Origin of the sequence: Vibrio inusitatus (genome assembly GCA_024346935.1) — a bacterium.
GTDB classification, from domain to species: domain Bacteria; phylum Pseudomonadota; class Gammaproteobacteria; order Enterobacterales; family Vibrionaceae; genus Vibrio; species Vibrio inusitatus.
In genome coordinates this window covers 1,008,613-1,028,217 of record AP024878.1, presented here as the reverse complement: position 1 = coordinate 1,028,217, position 19,605 = coordinate 1,008,613, and the positions used below count along the sequence as shown (strand labels likewise).

21 protein-coding genes are annotated in these 19,605 nt (G+C 43.6%); all 21 read right to left on the bottom strand.

Going from position 1 to position 19,605, the window contains the following annotated elements:
• Positions 1 to 562: 562 nt before the first annotated feature.
• The 21 genes from OCU48_RS04725 to OCU48_RS04625 all read right to left on the bottom strand — a co-directional run bounded on the left by OCU48_RS04725 (position 563) and on the right by OCU48_RS04625 (position 19,604).
• On the bottom strand, positions 563 to 1,249 hold the full coding sequence (locus OCU48_RS04725) for a DNA-3-methyladenine glycosylase I (RefSeq protein ID WP_141343953.1): 687 nt from the start codon (positions 1,247 to 1,249) through the stop codon (positions 563 to 565).
• An 85-nt stretch (positions 1,250 to 1,334) separates the two neighbouring features.
• Positions 1,335 to 3,482 carry a metallophosphoesterase family protein gene (locus OCU48_RS04720; RefSeq protein ID WP_141343952.1) on the bottom strand — a complete coding sequence of 716 codons (2,148 nt, stop codon included), beginning with the start codon at positions 3,480 to 3,482 and terminating at the stop codon, positions 1,335 to 1,337.
• A 215-nt stretch (positions 3,483 to 3,697) separates the two neighbouring features.
• Positions 3,698 to 4,447: an MlaA family lipoprotein gene (locus OCU48_RS04715; protein ID WP_141343951.1), complete on the bottom strand. Its 750-nt coding sequence runs from the start codon at positions 4,445 to 4,447 to the stop codon at positions 3,698 to 3,700.
• A 68-nt stretch (positions 4,448 to 4,515) separates the two neighbouring features.
• Complete coding sequence (gene ccmI / locus OCU48_RS04710) at positions 4,516 to 5,736, bottom strand: c-type cytochrome biogenesis protein CcmI (protein ID WP_141343950.1); 1,221 nt, start codon at positions 5,734 to 5,736, stop codon at positions 4,516 to 4,518.
• Positions 5,736 to 6,212 (bottom strand): cytochrome c-type biogenesis protein, encoded by a 477-nt coding sequence (locus OCU48_RS04705; RefSeq protein ID WP_141343949.1) that lies wholly within the window; start codon positions 6,210 to 6,212, stop codon positions 5,736 to 5,738. Before OCU48_RS04705 ends, ccmI begins: the two co-directional genes overlap by 1 nt.
• Positions 6,209 to 6,763, bottom strand: a complete 555-nt coding sequence (locus OCU48_RS04700) for a DsbE family thiol:disulfide interchange protein (RefSeq protein ID WP_141343948.1) — start codon at positions 6,761 to 6,763, stop codon at positions 6,209 to 6,211. The genes OCU48_RS04705 and OCU48_RS04700 overlap by 4 nt, the downstream gene beginning before the upstream one ends.
• Complete coding sequence (locus tag OCU48_RS04695; RefSeq protein WP_141343947.1) at positions 6,763 to 8,721, bottom strand: heme lyase CcmF/NrfE family subunit; 1,959 nt, start codon at positions 8,719 to 8,721, stop codon at positions 6,763 to 6,765. Before OCU48_RS04695 ends, OCU48_RS04700 begins: the two co-directional genes overlap by 1 nt.
• Positions 8,718 to 9,203 carry a cytochrome c maturation protein CcmE gene (ccmE, locus tag OCU48_RS04690; RefSeq protein WP_141343946.1) on the bottom strand — a complete coding sequence of 162 codons (486 nt, stop codon included), beginning with the start codon at positions 9,201 to 9,203 and terminating at the stop codon, positions 8,718 to 8,720. Before ccmE ends, OCU48_RS04695 begins: the two co-directional genes overlap by 4 nt.
• Entirely contained in the window at positions 9,200 to 9,406 is a 207-nt protein-coding gene (ccmD, locus tag OCU48_RS04685; protein ID WP_141271085.1) for a heme exporter protein CcmD, read from the bottom strand. The genes ccmE and ccmD overlap by 4 nt, the downstream gene beginning before the upstream one ends.
• Positions 9,407 to 9,409: 3 nt before the next feature.
• Complete coding sequence (locus OCU48_RS04680; protein WP_141343945.1) at positions 9,410 to 10,159, bottom strand: heme ABC transporter permease; 750 nt, start codon at positions 10,157 to 10,159, stop codon at positions 9,410 to 9,412.
• Between the two features lie 28 nt (positions 10,160 to 10,187).
• Entirely contained in the window at positions 10,188 to 10,856 is a 669-nt protein-coding gene (gene ccmB / locus OCU48_RS04675; RefSeq protein ID WP_141343944.1) for a heme exporter protein CcmB, read from the bottom strand.
• Positions 10,856 to 11,473: a cytochrome c biogenesis heme-transporting ATPase CcmA gene (ccmA, locus tag OCU48_RS04670; RefSeq protein ID WP_141343968.1), complete on the bottom strand. Its 618-nt coding sequence runs from the start codon at positions 11,471 to 11,473 to the stop codon at positions 10,856 to 10,858. Before ccmA ends, ccmB begins: the two co-directional genes overlap by 1 nt.
• Before the next feature lie 154 nt (positions 11,474 to 11,627).
• Positions 11,628 to 12,572 (bottom strand): hypothetical protein, encoded by a 945-nt coding sequence (locus OCU48_RS04665; protein ID WP_141343943.1) that lies wholly within the window; start codon positions 12,570 to 12,572, stop codon positions 11,628 to 11,630.
• A gap of 2 nt (positions 12,573 to 12,574) precedes the next feature.
• Positions 12,575 to 13,714, bottom strand: coding sequence for a BamA/TamA family outer membrane protein (locus OCU48_RS04660; RefSeq protein WP_244312217.1), 1,140 nt, complete (start codon positions 13,712 to 13,714; stop codon positions 12,575 to 12,577).
• Between the two features lie 233 nt (positions 13,715 to 13,947).
• Entirely contained in the window at positions 13,948 to 14,607 is a 660-nt protein-coding gene (locus OCU48_RS04655) for a LysR substrate-binding domain-containing protein (RefSeq protein WP_244312216.1), read from the bottom strand.
• Positions 14,594 to 14,845, bottom strand: coding sequence for a LysR family transcriptional regulator (locus OCU48_RS04650; protein ID WP_244312214.1), 252 nt, complete (start codon positions 14,843 to 14,845; stop codon positions 14,594 to 14,596). Before OCU48_RS04650 ends, OCU48_RS04655 begins: the two co-directional genes overlap by 14 nt.
• A 580-nt stretch (positions 14,846 to 15,425) precedes the next feature.
• Positions 15,426 to 16,061, bottom strand: a complete 636-nt coding sequence (locus OCU48_RS04645; RefSeq protein ID WP_141343942.1) for an OmpA family protein — start codon at positions 16,059 to 16,061, stop codon at positions 15,426 to 15,428.
• 9 nt (positions 16,062 to 16,070) lie between these two features.
• Entirely contained in the window at positions 16,071 to 17,558 is a 1,488-nt protein-coding gene (locus OCU48_RS04640) for a Tad domain-containing protein (protein WP_141343941.1), read from the bottom strand.
• A gap of 16 nt (positions 17,559 to 17,574) precedes the next feature.
• Positions 17,575 to 18,108 carry a tight adherence pilus pseudopilin TadF gene (gene tadF / locus OCU48_RS04635; protein ID WP_141343940.1) on the bottom strand — a complete coding sequence of 178 codons (534 nt, stop codon included), beginning with the start codon at positions 18,106 to 18,108 and terminating at the stop codon, positions 17,575 to 17,577.
• Complete coding sequence (locus OCU48_RS04630) at positions 18,098 to 18,568, bottom strand: TadE/TadG family type IV pilus assembly protein (protein ID WP_141343939.1); 471 nt, start codon at positions 18,566 to 18,568, stop codon at positions 18,098 to 18,100. Before OCU48_RS04630 ends, tadF begins: the two co-directional genes overlap by 11 nt.
• A gap of 10 nt (positions 18,569 to 18,578) precedes the next feature.
• Positions 18,579 to 19,604: an SPOR domain-containing protein gene (locus OCU48_RS04625; RefSeq protein WP_141343938.1), complete on the bottom strand. Its 1,026-nt coding sequence runs from the start codon at positions 19,602 to 19,604 to the stop codon at positions 18,579 to 18,581.
• Position 19,605 lies beyond the last annotated feature (1 nt).

Below are 19,605 nucleotides of genomic sequence, written 5' to 3'. Positions count from 1 at the left end.
TGTGCGTTCACAGTCCCCCGATAGAAGCACTCGGGGATGACTCGAATTATTCCTTGTCCACACTATTAGCCTAGGTAAACCCGTCATTGCCGAGATCTCTTATCAGCAATCTTTAGCTTGTGCGTTCACAGTTCCCCGATAGAAGCACTCAGGGACGACTCGGATTATTCCTTGTCCACACTATTAGCCTAGGTAAACACGTCATTGCCGAAGTCTCTTATCGGCAATCTTCGGCTTGTGCGTTCACAGATCCCCGATAGAAGCGCTCGGGGATGACTCGGATTATTGTTTTCACACTACTAGACTAGATAAACGCGTCATTGCCGAAGTCTCTTATCGGCAATCTTTAGCTTGTGCGTTCACAGATCCCCGATAGAAGCGCTTGGGGATGACTAGGATTATTGTTTTTCACACTACTAGACTAGATAAACGCGTCATTGCTTACCAAGAATCTAACAGCCGATTTAACCTAACTTGTGTATAAAAGTCACGCTTATAGCTTGTAGCTTATAGCTTATAGCTTATAGCTTATAGCTTATAGCTTATAGCTTGTAGCTTGTAGCTAAACCCTATTATCCCCACAACTAAACGCAATCACCTGACTTATCTCACTCAAGCTTCTACCGGATTCTTGTTGCCAGTGGCAAAATGCTTGGTTTGCTGCGCTTCGGGATTTTTTAGTATCACGCCCACCATCAATAATCCCATAATTTCGCAAATAGCTTTCAACATCTGAGGATAAGATAAAAGTATCTACACCCATTTGACGTAATGCATAAGGGCCGGTGTTACCCCCTAACCTAGCGCCATGCTTTTTAAGATGGTCCCACAGACCGGTAATGTTGTCTGCTGGCCACTGGGAGACCATTTTGGCAAATGAACCGTGTGTTAGTCTCGCATCCATCAACATTTCAGCATTGGTTTTAATCGTCATCACTTTACCAAAATGGCGAATGATTTTAGGATCCCTTGCTTTGGTTTCCCAGTGCTCATCAGAAAGCATTAATAGTAATTCTGGCTTAAAGCCAAAAAACAATTCTTCAAAGTTAGGCCACTTATCTCTAACGACCTTCCATGACATCCCTGATTGAAATACTTTGAGGCTAAAAGTGGATAGCCAACGATCATCGGGAATCAACGCCACATCTTGCGCAGAAAAAGGGACAGCAAGGCGCGCCTCTAGTTGAGCACTCCCACCTTTACGCTTCGCTGCTCGTTGGTAAATATCAGAGAATTTTTCAAGATGCATAAACTAAAACCTAGGGCGAATTTGAGAAACAAAAAAGGGCGAAATCAAACCCGTTGATTTCGCCCTCGGTGTTATTTTGTTTAAATTACAGCATCGCTTCGCGGTCTGCTACCTTCTTCAGGTCGATAATTTCGCCCAGTTCAGTATCAATTAGAAAGTGATCACTTGCCTCGCCCGTTGCGAAACGGTCAAGGATGTAGAATAAAGTACCAAAGCGTACTTTGAATACCTGTCCTACCGGTGTGTGGTCTTCAGAACCAGCTGGTAAACGCACCTCTGTGTTCATTTCTGAAAGCTCATCACTAAGCAGCTTGTACTGTGGAAGACGTGATTGTTTGATATCACGGAACGCTAGCTCATCAGCATTACGCAGACGATAGAAGTCAGTCGCTAATTCAGTACCGTCCCACTCAGCGAAAGACATCAGGCTCATACCATGCTGATTAGCAAGAACTGTCGCCTTCTCCTTTGCTTTAGTCCAATCTTGCAGGAACTTGTCCAGATCTTCGTTAGCAAACGCATCTGTACATGGGATATCTAATGCAGCTTTTAGCTGACAAACCGTAATGTCGGTTTCTAGCTTAGATAGGATAAGCATCTGCTTGCCATCCATATTAAACAGCATATTTTTCAGGTCTTGTGGCCACTCATTTGGCAAGAAACGCAGTCGAGTTAGTTCCTTAATATGCCAATCTGTTAGCTGATAATAATCTTTAGAGTCTAGGATCTCACGAGTCCATGCATCCTCTTTCCCCATCGCAGTTAGATGTGCATGCTCTTCAGCATAGTGCTCAAATAGCTCATTAAAGCGAGGAACTTCTTCGATAATAACAGTTTCTACTTCAACTTGGCCTTGAGGAAGAATCTCAAGAACCTTGTAAGCGGGAATATAGCCTGCTAACGACGGCGCTTGAATGTTGAACAAAGTGTAGGTCTCACCACCAATGTTGTACTGCTTTTTGCCAGTATCATTGAAGTGCATATGACCACCGACATGGATGCCTAGACCGGTTTGTGCCAGTGCTCTAGATGTATCATCTTCTGGAACACGCTTAAGCTGGAAGTTACCTTCACCGAAGATGTCTTCAATCTCTTCTGAAGCGCCGTTGTAGAAGTCTGTCATCGGGAAGTGGCTAAACGAGATAAGTACCTTGTTTTGCTCTTTTGCTGCTTCAACGGTATCAGCTATCCACTCAATAACATGCTCTTTGTGAGTCAGCATCATGTTATAGCCAGCGTTGCTCGAACCATCAAAGTCATTACCATTCTCTGAGTTGTCATCAGAGCCAGCTTTTGGACGATATACGTTGGCATCAATTGCCATTAACCAAACACCCTCAATAGGTTCAACTAAATAGGTCGTATCCGGAACCATTGAACATGATGTATAGCCTTCTTTCTTGTAGTCACCGCCAGTACCTTCATGGCAAATTTCGAAGAATCTGTTTTCGAACTTTGATTCTATATAAGCCGTTTCGTAACGGTAATGCTCACGAGCGCCATGGGACGAATATGGCGTTTCAAAATAGAAGTGTTCTGGTGTTGGGTGGAAGCCGTGTGGCGCAAGAATATCCATGATTTCTTTGTAGCCCCACTCTTGTACCTCTTCGCTACAAACTTGTGGCAAGTCCCAATCACCTTGGACGATTGTCCAGTCACCTGCGTAACCATTACAGTGCTCTGTGCCTCGGCTATAGATACGTTGCTCTTTGCCTCCCTCGCCAAGATAATCACTCTTACCATTTGGGATACTAAATGGACGTGTTGGATCGTGGTTACCGGGTGCGGCAAAGAATTCTAAATCGTATTTTTCTGCATAGTGATCAAAAATTTCAACCAAGCCTCGCATGTGCACAGGTTGTCCGTCATCACTAAAGTCACCCGGTAGCGCAACGTGCTTAATTCCGCGCTCTACAACATCATCAAGAGCTGCAATCATCGCAAAATAGTTTTCGTTAAAAAGACGCGTTGATTCCATTTGGGATTGCATGGTGCGAATAGTGGCGCCCTTGCCAGTGACACTATTGTATAAGCCATCAAATGAACCATCCTTGAAGTCACCGTACACATCATGAAAATGGATATCCGGCATAAATGCGATTTTAACGCCCGAGACTTCTACAGGTGGCTGATCTTTATCTGTCGTATCGTTTGAGCCATCGTTTAAACTATCGTTACACCCAGCTAGTAAAACAGCACTGGCAACGGCCAGAACACTTAGCTTTAGTTTCATGTTTTCCCCAATAATGGTTGTCTAAAAAATCCAGAGGAGAGTACTTAAATAAAATGAACAATTTGGTGAATTTTAATTGCGGAAAAATGACAGGATGTAAGGAAAGGTAAACCGGTTAATCGTTTAAAATCAGATGGGTAGATGGGTAGATGGTAATTAGTAGCAGATTTGCATTCTAGAATAGTGATGACTATTCATATGTAAAAGAGAGGAAATTAAAACTCCTCATCCAAATAGTCATCCAAAAAGTCTTCTTCCTCTTCATCAACCGCTTCATTATCAGCAATATCTGCTTTGTAGTCACGGCGCTGTAGGTAAGCATCTCTAGATAACGCATAAGGATCTGGTGAGTTCTCAAGTAGCGCTTCTTGTGCGACCAGTGCAGAGCGAGTTTCCATTCCTTCAAAGACCCACTTACCAAAGCTTGCCCATATATTCAGATAAGAAAGCGTTGGATAAAGCCCATCAGCAAAATCGCCCACCTCTCGAAGTGTATAAGGGCCATAGCCTGGTAACATGAAATACCATCCGCTTCCCAAACCCCAATTACCAAGAACATCACTGAATGCTCTGTTCTCTTCTTTTGCTAAACCACCATGTGCGGCAGCATCGTAAAGGCCCACTACCCCAAAGGTTGTGTTTATCCAGAAGCGATTAAAATGATTGAGCGCTAGGGTGCCATTACCCATCAGTAGGTTGTTGACAACACTTGACGGTTCATCCAAATGAGCAAGGAAATTACTAATGCCGGTTCGAATAAAACCAGGGGTGTAGCCAGTATAAGCGAGGGAGACAGGACGAACGAAATAGGGATCAAGGATATCATAGTTGAAATCCCACATGGTGCGGTTGAAGCCTTCAAAGGGATCATTGGGATGAGATGAGCCTTCCCCATCTATATCCCCTTCGGGATTAGAGGCACAGCCTACCATCATTATAACGATCAAAATCCAAACTCGACTCATGTAGGAGATCCGTTCCCTGTCGATTCAAAGAGTTAGGTGCAAAGGCTCTACCTTTGCACCTTCAATAACTAGTATTGACTATTAATGACTAAATTAACATCTTCCCCTTTAGTCGTCACTGCACTCTCACCATACCAGTCACCTTCTTTAGTTGAGACATTGCCGTCAGTATCAATACGTGCACGTACAATGAACTCTTCCAAATCTGATAGATTTTGGCCTTCTAGCATACTGTTGCCATCATCCATCATAATCATGCGAGGGAAAGTGCCTAAGCCATAGCGCGCTGCAGCAACTGGCATAGGTGAACCATCAGCTCTATGCACAGACACTATCAAAAAACCTTGCTCTGGTAATGCCACGCTATCTGACAATGAAACACCAATACGGACCAGACCGGGAGCGGCCTCTCCTTCTGTGCCTAAGCTACGCTGAGCACTGTTGATGCTTCGTTCTAACATCTCATAACGGCCATCATCAGGGCCAATCAGCTGCTGCATGGTTCTCCAGTAGCGAATTGCGCCAGCATAGTCTTGTTTCTCAAATGCACTAAAGGCAAGTAGTGAAAACACACGTAAGTCGACATAATCTTTACGTAGCAAATCATGAAGAAGGCGTTCTGCTTCAAGTTGATCGACTTCATCACCTGATAACGTTAGCGCTTGAGCTAGCCCTAGCTGAATATCAGGATTTTCCGGCTCTAGCTTTCGAGCGCGCTCCATTGCACCAATGGCGGTCTCGATATCACGATTAGCCAGTCCGATACGACCCAATAAAAGCCAACCGGTCGCATCATCACTGTTTTTATGCAGACTGGTTCTTAGTGCCAAAGTAAGATCTTTAAGTTCATCATCAGTCAATGGCTGTCCATTGGCATCCATTAACTTTTTACTCAAAGCAGGTAAATTAGCACTCACTTCTTGCCATTGCTTGACGTCGTTAATCGCGCCAAACTTTGCATAGAAGCCATATGACACACCTAATAAAAGTACCGCTGATACAACAGAAACCAATATTGGCGATGCCAGCTTAGTCGATGCTAACTGCTGATCCTCGGGGATATCATCAAGCAGTGCTTGCTTCAAATCGACAATCAGCTCGTCTTTATCAACGACGATACCTTCTTCATCTTCGACGCCCAGTTCAGCGACACGTTCTTTAAATATAGCTTTGTTAAGCTCATCACGACGCTCAGCATCATTGACCGCTTTTTTGCGGATCAGAGGAATTACAATTAGTGCCGCCGAAAAGAGGACAATAACTAGGGTAGAAATCCAAAACAACGTCATTATTTGTTGTCTCCATTGTCTTCTTTAAGCAAGGCATCAAGGCGTTGCTGCTCTTCTGCACTGAGTGGTGTACTCTTTGCAGCCTTGGCAGGTTTACGTCGGCTTCTAGTGAGAATAAAACCGAAACCGATCAATACTACGCACAGTGGTCCAAGCCACAAAATGGCAGTGGCTGCGGTAAACGGTGGCTGATAGGTCACAAAGTTGCCGTAACGAGCTACCATATAATCTACGATCTCTTGCTTAGACTTACCCTCTTTGGTCATCTCGTAAACTTTCTCACGAAGATCAAGGGCTAGCTCTGCATTAGAATCACCGATAGTGTTATTTTGACATTTAGGGCAACGCAGCGTTTGGTTCAGCTCATGAAACTGTTGCTCTTGTTCTGGAGAATCAAATTCATGTATTTCGATAACAGCAAACGCTGTCATGCTCATCATCATTGAAGCAACTAAGGCAATTAACCATTTTTTCATGACTTCACCTCATCAAGCATCTCTTGATACATCGGCCCTAGTTTTTCACGCCAGTTTGTGGCATTTACATCACCCACATGACGATAGCGAATCACGCCATCAGCATCAATCAAGAAGGTTTCTGGTGCGCCGTAAACTCCTAGATCAAGCCCTAGCATTCCTCGGCCATCGAACAAGCTAACCATGTAAGGATTACCGAGATCTCGTAGCCATTTGATGGCTTTACCGCGATCGTCTTTGTAATTCAAGCCTATGATCTTCACGCCTTGAGCAGACAGTTCATTAAGGTACTGATGCTCGGCATAACAAGTAGGACACCAAGTTGCCCAAACATTAAGAAGCAAAGGTTGACCCGTAAAAATGGCCTGATCGTGTTGTAAGCCTTCTGTTTCTAAATCCTCAAGCTTAAACACTGGCACTTGTTTTCCAATCAGAACTGATTCCAGCTTAGTAGGGTCATCGCCCCCAGCGTTGCGAGTTAACTGGGTAGCAAACACCATAGCTAGAATCATAAACATCACTAGAGGTACAAATAATACTTTCTTATTCATTACGACTCCTTGTTTACCACTTTATTGCGAAAGCGGTAGCGTCTATCACTGATTGCAATAGCACCGCCGATAGCCATCAACAAACTACCTGCCCAGATCCAACGAACGAACGGTTTGTAATAAATACGCACAGCCCAAGAAACGCCATCATCAAGCTTCTCACCCATCGCTATATACAAATCACGAGTAACGCCAGCATCAATCGCCGCTTCTGTCATCATAGAACGAGCAGTCGTGTAAAAACGCTTTTCTGCATGTAACGTATTGATGTGTTTGCCATCTTTTGTAATGTCAAAATCAGCAATATATCCATCGTAGTTAGGACCGTCGTTATCGCGGACCTTATCAAAATAGAAGTTGTAACCTTCAATCTCGAAGTTATCACCAGGAGCAAGACGCACATCGCGTTCGATACTGTAATTTTGCACCATGGCGATACCAATCACCGTCACAGCCAAACCAATATGAGCAGACATCATCGCCCAGTGATTGCGAGGTAGCTTAGTGATACCCGTTGCAAATGAGTGACGATGGGTCGCTCTTGTATAAAGTTCAAACGAGTGTAGACAAATGATCCACAACGCCATCACCCATCCAAGGTATGCCAAACCAGTAAAGCGCTCACCTAGCAATGTCACCATTACCGCGCCCAATACCAGTGAGATAACCCCACTGATCACGATTGGCTTGGTAAAGTTCGCAATGCTGTCACGTTTCCAGCGCATCAAAGGACCAATGCCTAGTAAGAAGGCAAACGGCACCATCAACCACGTAAACAATGTATTGAAGAACGGAGCACCAATAGAAACCGAGCCCAGACCAATCTGTTTGTGTACTAATGGTAATAACGTACCTACAAGTACGACAACCAAAGCGGCGACCAATAACACATTGTTTGCCAGTAGCGCGTTTTCACGAGACACCAAGTCAAAGTTGCCACGTACTCGTACTGAAGAGCCTTTTAAAGCAAACAGTAATAGAGAGCCTCCGATAACAAACACTAAGAAACCCAGTATGAACATGCCACGAGAGGGATCCGAAGCAAATGCGTGTACCGAGACCAAGATGCCTGAGCGAACTAAGAAGGTGCCGAGCAAGCTCAATGAGAAAGCAGAAATTGCTAATAGCACTGTCCAAGCCTTGAAGGTTCCGCGCTTTTCAGTTACTGCTAATGAGTGCATCAATGCAGTACCCGCTAGCCAAGGCATAAACGACGCATTCTCTACTGGATCCCAGAACCACCAGCCACCCCAGCCAAGTTCGTAATAAGCCCACCAAGAACCAAGAGCAATACCGACGGTTAAAAATGACCATGCCGCAATTGTCCAAGGTCTTGACCAACGCGCCCATGCAGTATCAAGTCGACCCGTCATCAAAGAAGCAATAGCAAATGAGAACGCGACGGAGAAACCTACGTAACCCATGTACAACATTGGTGGGTGAATAATCAAACCGGGATCTTGAAGCAGTGGGTTAAGATCGCGACCATCAACAGGGAAGTAAGGCAGTGTCCTATCAAATGGGTTCGAAGTGACGATAATAAACAGCAAGAAACCCACAGTAATTAGGCCCATCACTGCGAGTACGCGAGCAACAGATTCTTGAGGCATTCCCTTACTGAAAGTAGCAACGGCAACCGTCCAAGCAGCTTGGATCAATACCCAAAGTAGCAATGAACCTTCGTGCGCACCCCAAACCGCTGTAATGCGGTAGTACCAAGGCAAAGCACTATTGGAGTTGTTCGCTACATACTGAAGCGTAAAATCGTTGTGATAGAAAGACCAGCACAATATGTAAAACGAAATCGCCAGCAGAATAAACATACCCCAAGACAAAGGTCTTGACGTGTTCATCAATAGCGCATTGTTTTTAGAGGCGCCCCATAAAGGCAACACACTCAACAAAACCGCCATCGCGAGTGAAACGATGAGGGCAAAATGCCCTAACTCAGCAATCATTGAGCACTTCCTTGTTTTTGTTCTTGAGTATACTCAAGAGGCTCGTGAACCACTTTCATTGCTTCTGCAATCTCTGGTGGCATGTATTCTTCGTCGTGCTTTGCTAATACTTCAAAGGCTTCAACAGTATGGCTGTCAGTCAAAACGCCTTGGGCGACGATACCCTGCCCTTCACGGAACAAATCAGGCAAAATGCCATCATAAGTCACCGTGACCGCAGGACCTATGTCCGCAACATCAAAAGAGACTCGTAACGATTCTGAATCGCGTGAGACGGTGCCCGCCACAACCATACCACCAATACGTAGGCGCTGGCCGATCTCTGGTTTGTCACCGTTACTCTTACCGTTTACGATCTCAGTCGGCGTATAGAACAAATCCATATTTTGATTTAGTGCATACAGCATTAAACCTATCGTAGCTCCCAAACCAACTAATAGAGCGACAATCAAGCCCATTCTCTTTTTACGTCTAGGATTCATAACGTGTTCTCCATATTTTTAGCCGCATCGATACGTGCTTGACGATCCATCCGATTTTTAACTTCTTTTAACGTCGCTTTACTGTCTAAACGACTGAATAGAAAGATTAAACCTAGAGCACCAAATGTGATGGCAAAAGCGCCCCAAACGTAGGAGGCGTAGCCTCCCATATAAAATAAATCCGACAGGGAATCAAAATGCATGCGTTACCCTTTAGCAAAAGTACGTTTAGCGAGTTCCTGCACCCAAGGTCTATGCCCCTCTTTTTGCAGAATCGCGGTTCTAAAACGAGTCATGGTCACTGAGCCAAAGAAGAAGGCAAAGCCGAAGATGTTGAGCAATAATGGCCATAACATATCATTGGAAATTGAAGGTTTTTCAAATTTGGTAATGGTTGCACCTTGATGAAGGGTATTCCACCACTCCACCGAAAAGTGAATGATTGGCAAGTTGATAACGCCTACCACAGCAAGCAAGCCTGCAGCTTTTGCCGCGGTCTTTTGGTCGTCAAACGCATGATAAAGCGCTATCACACCCAAGTAGAGAAATAGAAGCACTAGCTCAGAGGTCAGACGCGCATCCCATACCCACCATGTGCCCCACATAGGCTTACCCCAGACTGCACCGGTTACTAGCGCAATAAAAGTAAACACAGCGCCAATCGGTGCCATCGCAGAGGCTGCAATACTGGCTAGACGTAGTTGCCATACAAGACCGACAAATGCCGCAATCGCCATCGACATGTAAGCACCCATTGACCAAATCGCCGAAGGTACGTGAATGTAGATGATTCTAAAGCTATCACCTTGCTGATAATCACTTGGCGCGAAAGCCAGTCCCCACACAGTTCCCACGGTAAGACAAATCACAGCCAGCGCTGTAAACCAAGGCAGCAGGGTTCCGCATAGATTGTAAGTTGCTTGAGGTTTTGCGTAAGGATGGAGCCACTTCCACATGTTTTTTTACTCTCTGAGAAAATTAAAGTTAATTTACCGATACGCGTAGCGCTGCGCTAGTTGCGAATGGCGTTAATGTTATCGAGCCCACTAACATAGCCGCTAAAATTGCGATTTGGCCGTTGTATGCGACGCCCAGCCCTGCAGAGTCGATTGCAGAGGTGGCAAAAATTAGTACAGGAATATAGAGGGGTAAGATCAAAAGACTAAGTAAAACACCGCCTTTTTGTAGCCCAACCGTTAAAGCAACACCGATTGCCCCTAAAAAGCTCAATGTTGGGGTACCGAGTAGTAAGGTAATAAGCACTGCAGTCCAAGATTCCCAAGTTAAGCTCAATAACACCGCTAGCAAAGGGCTAATCAAAATAAGAGGCAGGCCTGTCAAAATCCAGTGTGCGATGACTTTTGAGATAACTACCAAAGGTAGCGGTAGTGGCATAAGCATCAGCTGCTCCAGAGCGCCGTCCTGATAGTCATCACGAAATAGTCGTTCCAGAGACAAAAGCGCTGCCAACAATGCTGCAACCCAAACAATGCCGGGGGCAATACGCATCAGTAAGTTTGGCTCAGGGCCAATACCTAAGGGGAAGAGAGTGATAACAATGATAAAAAACCACAATGGGTTAAAGACATCGGCGCGACGCCTAAATGCAATCAACAACTCTCGGCGAATGATGGCCCACATATGCTTGAACATTAGTGACCCAACCTTATCTTGCGAAGCTTACTGTTGTTTTCAAACATATCTTGGTGGGTAGTCAACAACACCATACCTCCCTGCTGCGTATGCTGAAGAAACAGTTGCTCAAGCACTTTCACGCCTTGTTTGTCTATCGCGGTCAGAGGTTCATCAAGAATCCATAGTGGGTGCTTACTTAACCACAGTCGTGCCAATGCGACTCTGCGCTGTTGTCCCGCAGACAATTGTGCGACAGGGACATCCTCTCGTCCTGCTAGGCCAACTTTCGTTAACGCCTGCCAAACTTCTTCATGGGTATAGGAATGGCCACTGATATTGAGATAGAACGAAAGGTTTTCAAAGGCACTCAAATCACGTTTGATACCCGTTTGGTGGCCTAAAAATAATAAGTCTTGATGGAAACTGTCTCGGTCGGAAAAAATGGATTCATTGTTCCACGCAATATCACCGGTTTCTTTATCACCTAACCCAGCAATAATTCGAAGCAACGTGGTTTTACCCGTGCCATTGCGCCCTTCGACCTGGACCAGATCTCCGGCCTCTACAGTAAAAGACAGGCTCTCGAACAAAATCCTTTCATCGCGAATCGCAGTTAATCCATTTACTTGCAGCATAGCCCGCCAGTATCCATTCCAAAGAGTTGGCATAGTAACACAAGCTCATTATTGCCAACCAATGTAAACGATTAATTAGTAAGCGTTTCTTCACAGAAAAATGAAGTATGTCTTCAGGATTTGAATCGGGTCATACTCTCAACCCTTAATGACCTTAGTATGAGTAAGTCATTATCATATTTACCAGATTCCGTTCGGGCCCAGCGACTAACTCTAGACTAGTGCCAAATGAGCTCGCAAAATTCCAGTTCATACCGACTACACCGGCGTATTGCGACGAGCTACTTTGCTCTAAAGAATAACTTAATCCTTCGACTCCTAAGGCATCCTCTTCCGCAACACGGCCCTCGGTATTCATATAAGCCGCTCCAACATACCCGTAAATAGCACCATAACCCTCAATTGGAAACAAGTGTCCGATGCGAGGGCTGAGCATCACAGTTTTAGCTGTAGTACGACCATCATCAGTTTTCGACTGGGTCATACTCACTGGTATCACATAGGTAAATCGACCAAACTGGCCGATAAAGTTAGCTGAAAAGCCCCAGTTTGTTCCTTTGATATCATCAATTTCAAAGGTGGGTATCTCAATCACCTCACCTATCTTGTCACACAGTTCACCGCCCAACCTTGGGTCTGTTTGACAGTGTTCAGAAAAACGTTCAAATATGGATGTGGGTATTCCAACACTCAGCGCGGTTCGCCCGCGAAAGCGACCACCGTGAACGCCCACTTGCAAATTGGGTAAAACCCACGCTGCTGCTCTCAATTGCAAAGTCGCACTTTCAATCTCTGGATCTCCCCACGTCACTTGAGAAAGGTCGTACTTATCACTTAGATTATTGTCTCCATGAGAGACCTCAAGGGAATGGATGTCATAGCCCTGCTTTGCCACACTAGGAACCAAAGATAACGAAAAAGGTAACGGTAGGTGATAACCAAGATCGATAGCCTTCTGAGCATGAAACGGCAGCATACGGTCATATTTCTCATTCAGTCTTTCTTGCTGCTGCTGATCAGGAAAGTCAACACGAGCGGATCCTGCCTGTGCTAGTGTGCTCAGCAGAGAAAAAATTATTAGGTAGATCAGATGGCGCATTCTTAAAACGCCTCTGTAAAGGTAAGATAAAAGCCCACTTCATCTTGATTGGAGAAGCCCAAGTCCGCTCGAACATTCATCCTTGGTTGCAACTCATAGCGGTAACCCACTCCATAAGTCACTACCCAATCTTGATAAAGATCACTGGCTTGTTCACCAATGGAACCAGCGCCAAGCCATAGCGTCACGCCATGTCGACTTAAACTGTCACCATCTTTAAACGTATGACGATATTCCACAGTATTTTCCGTGGCATTGAAGTCTCGAAAGTGGCCGAGGTAGGTTCCCCTCATGAAGTCCATTCCTCCAAGGGTCGCCATATCATAGTAAGGAACATCGCCGTGGCTTAGTTCGATTCGATTCAAGAAAGCAAAAGTCGAACCTACTCTTGGCGTGATGTAGAACCTGTAATCAACAAGCGCTTTCTCATACTGAGAATCGCTACCCCATTTTGGAGAATAATTTGAATATTCAAGGTTCAAGAAATGCCCACGCCTTGCATTAACCGCTACATCTCGGCTATCCCATTGAATGGCGGCGCCAAGACCTAGGCTTAAGGGCAAGTCTTTAAAGCGATTAAAGTTAGGGTCTTGCAAGGCAGAATCTGGGATCTTTTCTTCGGTCGGCGAGAAATACTTCAATCGCAAAATCGGCCCAATATACAACTGGTCATAAACTCGAAAAGTGAGGTCAGCGTTATATTTGACGAACTCAAGATCCACTAGCAAGTCATCACTCGCCTTTTGAGACGTGCCCGCCTCGTAGCCGATTCCCCAGTAATAGAGACTTTGATGACCCGCATCCAAATGACCAAAGTAACGAATATCGTCATCGGTAAAGAAGACTTTCTGTTTTGAACGAAGGCCAAAACCAATGCCATCTTCAAGTTCGTTGGCAACGCCTACCAAGGTAATTGACGAACGTTGAAGTACATCATCGTCCTCAGTCTTAAATGAGAACAACCCGCCAACCGCCAGCATTAACCCTGTTTCAGGCATATAGCCAGGGCCCCCAAGGATGGAAAACATTGGACGATTGGGATCTTTAGACTCAGTGCTTGAAGCCGCGGCATGCCAAGCCCAAAAGGGGCAGCATAAGAATAGAGAAAGGAGTGCTTTAGTTGAGAACGAGCATCGATGCATACAGAAACACAGGCAAAAGAACTATGTTAAAAGCAGTTGTGCTATTCCTCTAATCACCTATTTGCATACCTGGTATGCTACTAAAGCATATGGTCTCTTACCCAAACCTTGAAATCGATTTGCAAGAAGAACAGAGAAAAGCAGTTACCTATTATGAAAAATCCCCAAGCAATGCTTAGGGACTTTATTAAAAGCAAAAACTATACAAAATACTGTATTTAAATCGTCGGGCGCTACATTTTGACACTCGAATAGTACTCGGGGGTTGCTTGGTTTTGAACGGCCTGACTAATCCAATGGCAAAATGGCATAGTACGGGAATCCAAATACCAACTTAACGCGATGCCTTTCTTAACTACAGGCAATAAACGAGAGTTGATCACACGTAAGGTGTCATATTGTGACAACATGGAAAGAGCATTATGAGGGATACAAGCGATGTTAGACCCAGACTCACTCATCTTATATAGGGTTGCGATATCATCCACCCTCCATACCGATGCAATATCTGTGATGCACTTGAGTTCTTCAGTCTCAAACTGCGGTGGAATTAAATAACGGTAAATGCTCAATTCAAACAACTGCTCTGCTGCATTGATGCGCTGTGTCGCTTCTTCTGTTGCAATCCATACATTTTCAGCCAAGCCAATACTTTCTGTGTGAAACTCAGAAGCGGGTAGAAAATTGTCACTTCCCCCAATAACAATATCCAACTCACGCGCTAACAACAGTTCGTTTAAAGACCCACTATCACGATAGATTAGATACACTTCGACAGAAGAAAAGGTCGCTTCAAATTGCTGAATCAGTCGAGTGATATTTTTAGGGCAAAGCAGTGGATCGATCCCAATGTTTATACGCTGTTTTTGATTCGTTTTTTTACTGCTCAGCATGTTGCACAAAACGGGAGTACTGCGCTTTAACCAGTCGAGCTTGTTTCAATAATGCATGCCCATTGTCATTCAATGAAATAAAGCGCCCTTTACGAGTAAACAACTCATAACCTAAATCAATTTCCAGGTTGTGTATAAGCTGACTCACAGCCGACTGGCTCTTTCCTTGTTTCTTTGCTGCAATACTGAACGAATTATGCTCCGCTGCTAATATAAAAGCGTCTATGGCTTCAATCATTAAAGTTAAACCTAGTAGTTGTGCTCATTTAATAAATACTCATAACTTCCATGCGCTAATCGAGTGTTTATTAATCGTATTTTTCTTATTATTTAACTATCGATGACAAATAAATCTATATAAGTAGATTATTGAACGACGCGTTTATTTATACAATTTTTCAATGCAAAATTCTATTGCACAAATGTTAACTAAATCAATAATTTGCATATTATTTCTGATGAACTTTATGTACTGCGACAATTAACAAAACTATATTTACATTTTCGTTACATTAAATCATTCTCGCTATATGCATCGTCATGCTTATCTAGACAATTATGTCTTAGTCAAAATTAAGGTCTTACAGAACAAAAAACTTACACATATAAGGATAATTTAGGGCTAGACCGATAGTTTATAGAACATATTTAGAGCAGAAAGATGGATATAATGACGCGAGGGGTTCATGGGTAGAGTAATACCAACCATAGAAACTAAATGGCTAAAAATGGCTCAGAGGGAACGTTTGAGAACAAAGCGAATAGCCCACATAAATGGCTATTCGCTGACTAGAAAAGATATCTTACAGATAGAAGACTTAAGATTGGTCCGCAACGACAATTTCTACTCGCCTATTTGCTGCTCGACCTTCATCAGTTTCATTGTCCCTCATCGGCTGAGTAAACCCTTTAGAATGAGGCAAAAGTATTTCTTTTTGAACACCAGATTCAACCAGATAATCCTTACTCGACACTGCCCTATGCTCGCCCAGTTTCTTGTTATAAATTTCAGAGCCTAAGTTATCTGTATGCCCTACTACATTAAGGTTTGGCACCTCACCTATAGATTGAATTCGCTCGGCAAGCGTTGTTAATGTCAACTTAGAGGTTTCGGTCAACTCACTCTTATCGAAGTTAAAATAAACTCGAGCTACCACTCCATCTGAATCAACTTCAAGCATCTCTTTTTTGCTCAGATACTCAAGGCAATCATCGCCAAGCGTGATGTTACTGGTCGCTAACTTAGATTTCTGCTCATTAGATAATGAGGGCTGGATCTGATAATGCTGCGCTCTATTATTGGCAACCGCGTTTGCCTGCCCTATCGAGACTGAATGTTTTATAAGCATATGTTCTGTCGAACAAAGCTGATCAATCGTGGCGTTGACTTCATTTGCAGTTGCCTGAAATGAAGCCACACTAATACAAACTAATGTGGCTACACGAACTCTCATACTACTCCCTTAAGAATTTTTGTCGTACAAACGAGATACGCCATTTGTGGCTGCACCTTTTTGGATGAGTTCTTGGATTTTATCCAACAAATCTTGGCTATGAGATACATCTATAATTTCATCGGCGCAGTTTTGAAAACCCGCTTGACCAGAAGCGTTAAAATTGATCCCGATAACACCTATGTATAGTGGACTATCATGTTCAGAGAAATTTTGTCTTATCTCCGTGCAAAGTTCGTTGTTCACCAATCGAGTAAATGTGTTTTTGTAAGGGTCTTCCTGACCATCACTCAAGATAAGCAACATTTGAGCACGCTCATGGTATTTTTCGAGCTTATCAGGATCATCTAATGTATCTCGCCCTTCAGCCAATATTTGAGCACCTCGAATCAAACCTTGATAAACTGAAGTTCCCCCATGTGCTTCCATATGGTCAATCACGGGTTTATCTAACGATAACGGTAACGTCTCAAACTTGGCGTCAGAGCCACAGATACTTCCACCAAATAGTTTCATTCCAGAATCATTGTAATAAGGATGCAGATTCGCCATCGATGTTTTACTACTATTCCAATTAGCAACGGTCTTATTGATGTCTATATAAGTCAAAGGGTCAGGCCAGCGCGCAGTACTCGAACCATACCCTGTCTCATTCTGTGATTTAGAAAAGATTTCAGAAATAGCTCCGGCGTGAGCTTTCGTAGAAAAACTAGGACATTTAGAGGAATAGGATTTACAGTCATTTAGATTGCTAATAGATTTTTTGCCCCACTGATACCAATCAATATTGTTATACTGAACCTGCTGACCATTAACAGTAATTGCCTGATATTCAAGCTCTGTTATACATCTACGTTCTCCATTTACAACTTCTTGTGTACGCATATTGTAAGGTACAAACCCAATTCTATGAGCATAACCAGCATTAGTAGCAGTACTTGATAACAAATCGGTTGAAATTGTATCCACTTGTTCTTTCAAGTGGCTCAACTGGCTTTGCCCATTCCATTTATTGTTCATAGAGCCAGAAAAATCAGCAACAAACACCAAATCTAAATCCGAAGGTAGCATATAGGTTCGCGCCATCGCATCATTGGCGACTTTGTAATTATCATTCCCTGATGAATTGCTACTATCGATGAAACCAAGCTGCTTATCAAACTGCACATCTGCATCAACTTCATATTGAACGTAATAAAGTTGATTACCATCCACCTCTTCTTGTCCCTCTTTACGAATCACCTCGACATTACCAATATCAATATTTGGTAGGTAATTCTCCAGATATTTACGGGCTAACTCATCCGAAATGGCTTGGTCACTGCGGTTTGCAATTGACACTGCAAGCGTTGCGGCTTCTGTCGCATCCGCCAAACGATCTCTTTCTTGGATCATTCGTCCACCTTCTATGGCAAGTTGCGCCATGCCGCCAATCGCCACTATACTCAAGGCAACAACGATGATTGCGACCCCTTTTTGACTTTTAACACTCTTCATAACCACCTTCCTTGTATTACCGTCCCGGTAAAACCGATGAGCTATTCGCATACCTCATTCCGGGGAAATATTGAGAAAAACCTTCCATTTTTAAACAGACAGTCACCTGATAAATAGGGAAAACCACACCATCCTCACGTGTAGGTCTTAGATGTGCCAACGCCGAAATATCTGTCCCTGGGTTGCACTTTTCACCACTGTCCAAATCTTTTGAGAATTTCTGTGCCGTTGGAGCACTACTAGAACCCGTCAGGCTTTCTATGGTTAAGCCATAGCCATCCTGTTTTTCTGGAGCTTGTCTCACGAGTAGATCTGCCGCAATATCATTTATCAAATCAAAATCGGCTTGAGACAGTGTGTGCCTAGAATCGAAAAAACGTAGACGCTCTTTTGTTGAGGTAGCAAGTGAGTAACTAACGCGACTAGCCTGCGTTTTAGCCGACAGCATCTGGCTCAAATCGCCAATAAAGAACATCATCATAACTAAAACAGTAATGCCAAATACTGCTTCAACCGTAAATGCACCAGACTGTTTGACCCTATGCTTCATCGTCTTCCCAACCTTCATGCTCCTGAACGGTTAAAATTCGACGAGTAATTACCGCCGATGGTAAAAGATCTTCAAAAACAACAGGGCTATAGTCGTAAGTCAATTGGTACACAACGATTGGGCAACGCTCACACCCCTCAGAGATCGTTCCATTCGCTACATCAGTCAAAGAGGCATAAGGTTCAATATCGAAGTTAAATTTATCGGTAGAAACTAAACCTACCTGGTTCCAAAAATAGTCATCACGTTCAAAGATATCTTGCAATCGATCCGCATAAGCGGTTTCTAACTTCTCACCCTCATAGATACGCACTTTTCGAGTACTTTCTGAGAGAGTAGTGTCTGTCATATTGACTGAATAACTAAACCGTCCCATTTCAAAGACCGCAAAAAGGGTTAGAAACAGTGCAAAGCCACCTAAGCCAAATTCAATTGATATAACGCCTCTTTGTCTGTTCATCGTTGCGCTCCTAGCGAATCACTTGAATAAAGTAACTATGATCTTTCAATGTATCTTGGTTCTGGTTAGCGAAATTTTTGGCTTGTCGATAATTCTTAAACTCACCACTTAACAAGCGATACCAAGTGCCTGATTCTCCAAGGTCTGAAGGGAGAATAGTAATTGGTAGGTTTGTACTTAAAAGCTCATTTCGCTTCTCGAGTGCTTCCGCCATGTTATCGTATGAGCCAAGCTGCAAATGATAGGTGCGCTTAGTGGAGCGCTTTGATTCTTTCAGTACAGATTGAGAGGCAAAAAATTCCTCCGCTGAAATTTCAGTCACTTCGACTTCTTCAGTTTTCAGAGAGACATTTTCTTGATTATCAAAAGTTTCAACCTTTATTGGATCATCAACAACGGGATACACTTCCTGCTGTGCTTCATCCAACTTCATGGCGCTAAGTTTTAAATTCGAGTTAACTAATTCATTGCTACTATCTTGTTCATACAAAGGAAGTAAGATGTCGACTGCGCCTTGAAAGTCACCTTCATAAATTCTCACCATGGCTATATTATTTTTTATTGCTACGTCATCATAGCCACGCAATCTCGCTTGGTTGAAACTATCAATAGCCTTTGAAAACTGCTTAGTTTGTGCAAGGGAAATACCTTGCTGCATATACACATCACCACTATCTAAACCCATATCGATAGCTTTGTGGTACTGAACTAGTGAGCTAGTAAAATTGAGATTGCGAGCCAACACTTGCCCTTTAATGAAGTAAGCACTCGCTGTGGGTTTTTTAGATAAATCGATCACTCTCTGGATATAGAAGTCTGCTGACTCCAAATCACCATTTTTTAAATACGCTTCAGCAAGGTGTTGTTGCGCGCGCCAATCGTTTCTATCTTCTACAACTTGTTGTTTATAGAAATCCACTAGCCCTACATAGTTTTTACTTATCGTAAGCTGCTGTACGGTCTGCTCGTCGGTTATGTTCTGAGTGCTGCTGCACCCAACTAAAATCAAACCCAAGAACACAATAAGGTGTTTCATA

Bases quoted from the DNA above. Each gene is read 5' to 3' on its own strand.
- tadF (WP_141343940.1), bottom strand. From the start codon at position 18,108: ATGAAGCATAGGGTCAAACAGTCTGGTGCATTTACGGTTGAAGCAGTA.
- OCU48_RS04700 (WP_141343948.1), bottom strand. From the start codon at position 6,763: ATGAATAAGAAAGTATTATTTGTACCTCTAGTGATGTTTATGATTCTA.
- ccmB (WP_141343944.1), bottom strand. From the start codon at position 10,856: ATGTTCAAGCATATGTGGGCCATCATTCGCCGAGAGTTGTTGATTGCA.
- OCU48_RS04725 (WP_141343953.1), bottom strand. From the start codon at position 1,249: ATGCATCTTGAAAAATTCTCTGATATTTACCAACGAGCAGCGAAGCGT.
- OCU48_RS04630 (WP_141343939.1), bottom strand. From the start codon at position 18,568: ATGAACAGACAAAGAGGCGTTATATCAATTGAATTTGGCTTAGGTGGC.
- OCU48_RS04625 (WP_141343938.1), bottom strand. From the start codon at position 19,604: ATGAAACACCTTATTGTGTTCTTGGGTTTGATTTTAGTTGGGTGCAGC.
- OCU48_RS04645 (WP_141343942.1), bottom strand. From the start codon at position 16,061: ATGAGAGTTCGTGTAGCCACATTAGTTTGTATTAGTGTGGCTTCATTT.
- OCU48_RS04660 (WP_244312217.1), bottom strand. From the start codon at position 13,714: ATGCATCGATGCTCGTTCTCAACTAAAGCACTCCTTTCTCTATTCTTA.
- ccmD (WP_141271085.1), bottom strand. From the start codon at position 9,406: ATGCATTTTGATTCCCTGTCGGATTTATTTTATATGGGAGGCTACGCC.
- ccmA (WP_141343968.1), bottom strand. From the start codon at position 11,473: ATGCTGCAAGTAAATGGATTAACTGCGATTCGCGATGAAAGGATTTTG.
- OCU48_RS04665 (WP_141343943.1), bottom strand. From the start codon at position 12,572: ATGCGCCATCTGATCTACCTAATAATTTTTTCTCTGCTGAGCACACTA.
- OCU48_RS04650 (WP_244312214.1), bottom strand. From the start codon at position 14,845: ATGATTGAAGCCATAGACGCTTTTATATTAGCAGCGGAGCATAATTCG.
- OCU48_RS04715 (WP_141343951.1), bottom strand. From the start codon at position 4,447: ATGAGTCGAGTTTGGATTTTGATCGTTATAATGATGGTAGGCTGTGCC.
- ccmE (WP_141343946.1), bottom strand. From the start codon at position 9,203: ATGAATCCTAGACGTAAAAAGAGAATGGGCTTGATTGTCGCTCTATTA.
- OCU48_RS04680 (WP_141343945.1), bottom strand. From the start codon at position 10,159: ATGTGGAAGTGGCTCCATCCTTACGCAAAACCTCAAGCAACTTACAAT.
- OCU48_RS04695 (WP_141343947.1), bottom strand. From the start codon at position 8,721: ATGATTGCTGAGTTAGGGCATTTTGCCCTCATCGTTTCACTCGCGATG.
- OCU48_RS04655 (WP_244312216.1), bottom strand. From the start codon at position 14,607: ATGCTGAGCAGTAAAAAAACGAATCAAAAACAGCGTATAAACATTGGG.
- OCU48_RS04640 (WP_141343941.1), bottom strand. From the start codon at position 17,558: ATGAAGAGTGTTAAAAGTCAAAAAGGGGTCGCAATCATCGTTGTTGCC.
- OCU48_RS04720 (WP_141343952.1), bottom strand. From the start codon at position 3,482: ATGAAACTAAAGCTAAGTGTTCTGGCCGTTGCCAGTGCTGTTTTACTA.
- ccmI (WP_141343950.1), bottom strand. From the start codon at position 5,736: ATGACGTTGTTTTGGATTTCTACCCTAGTTATTGTCCTCTTTTCGGCG.
- OCU48_RS04705 (WP_141343949.1), bottom strand. From the start codon at position 6,212: ATGAAAAAATGGTTAATTGCCTTAGTTGCTTCAATGATGATGAGCATG.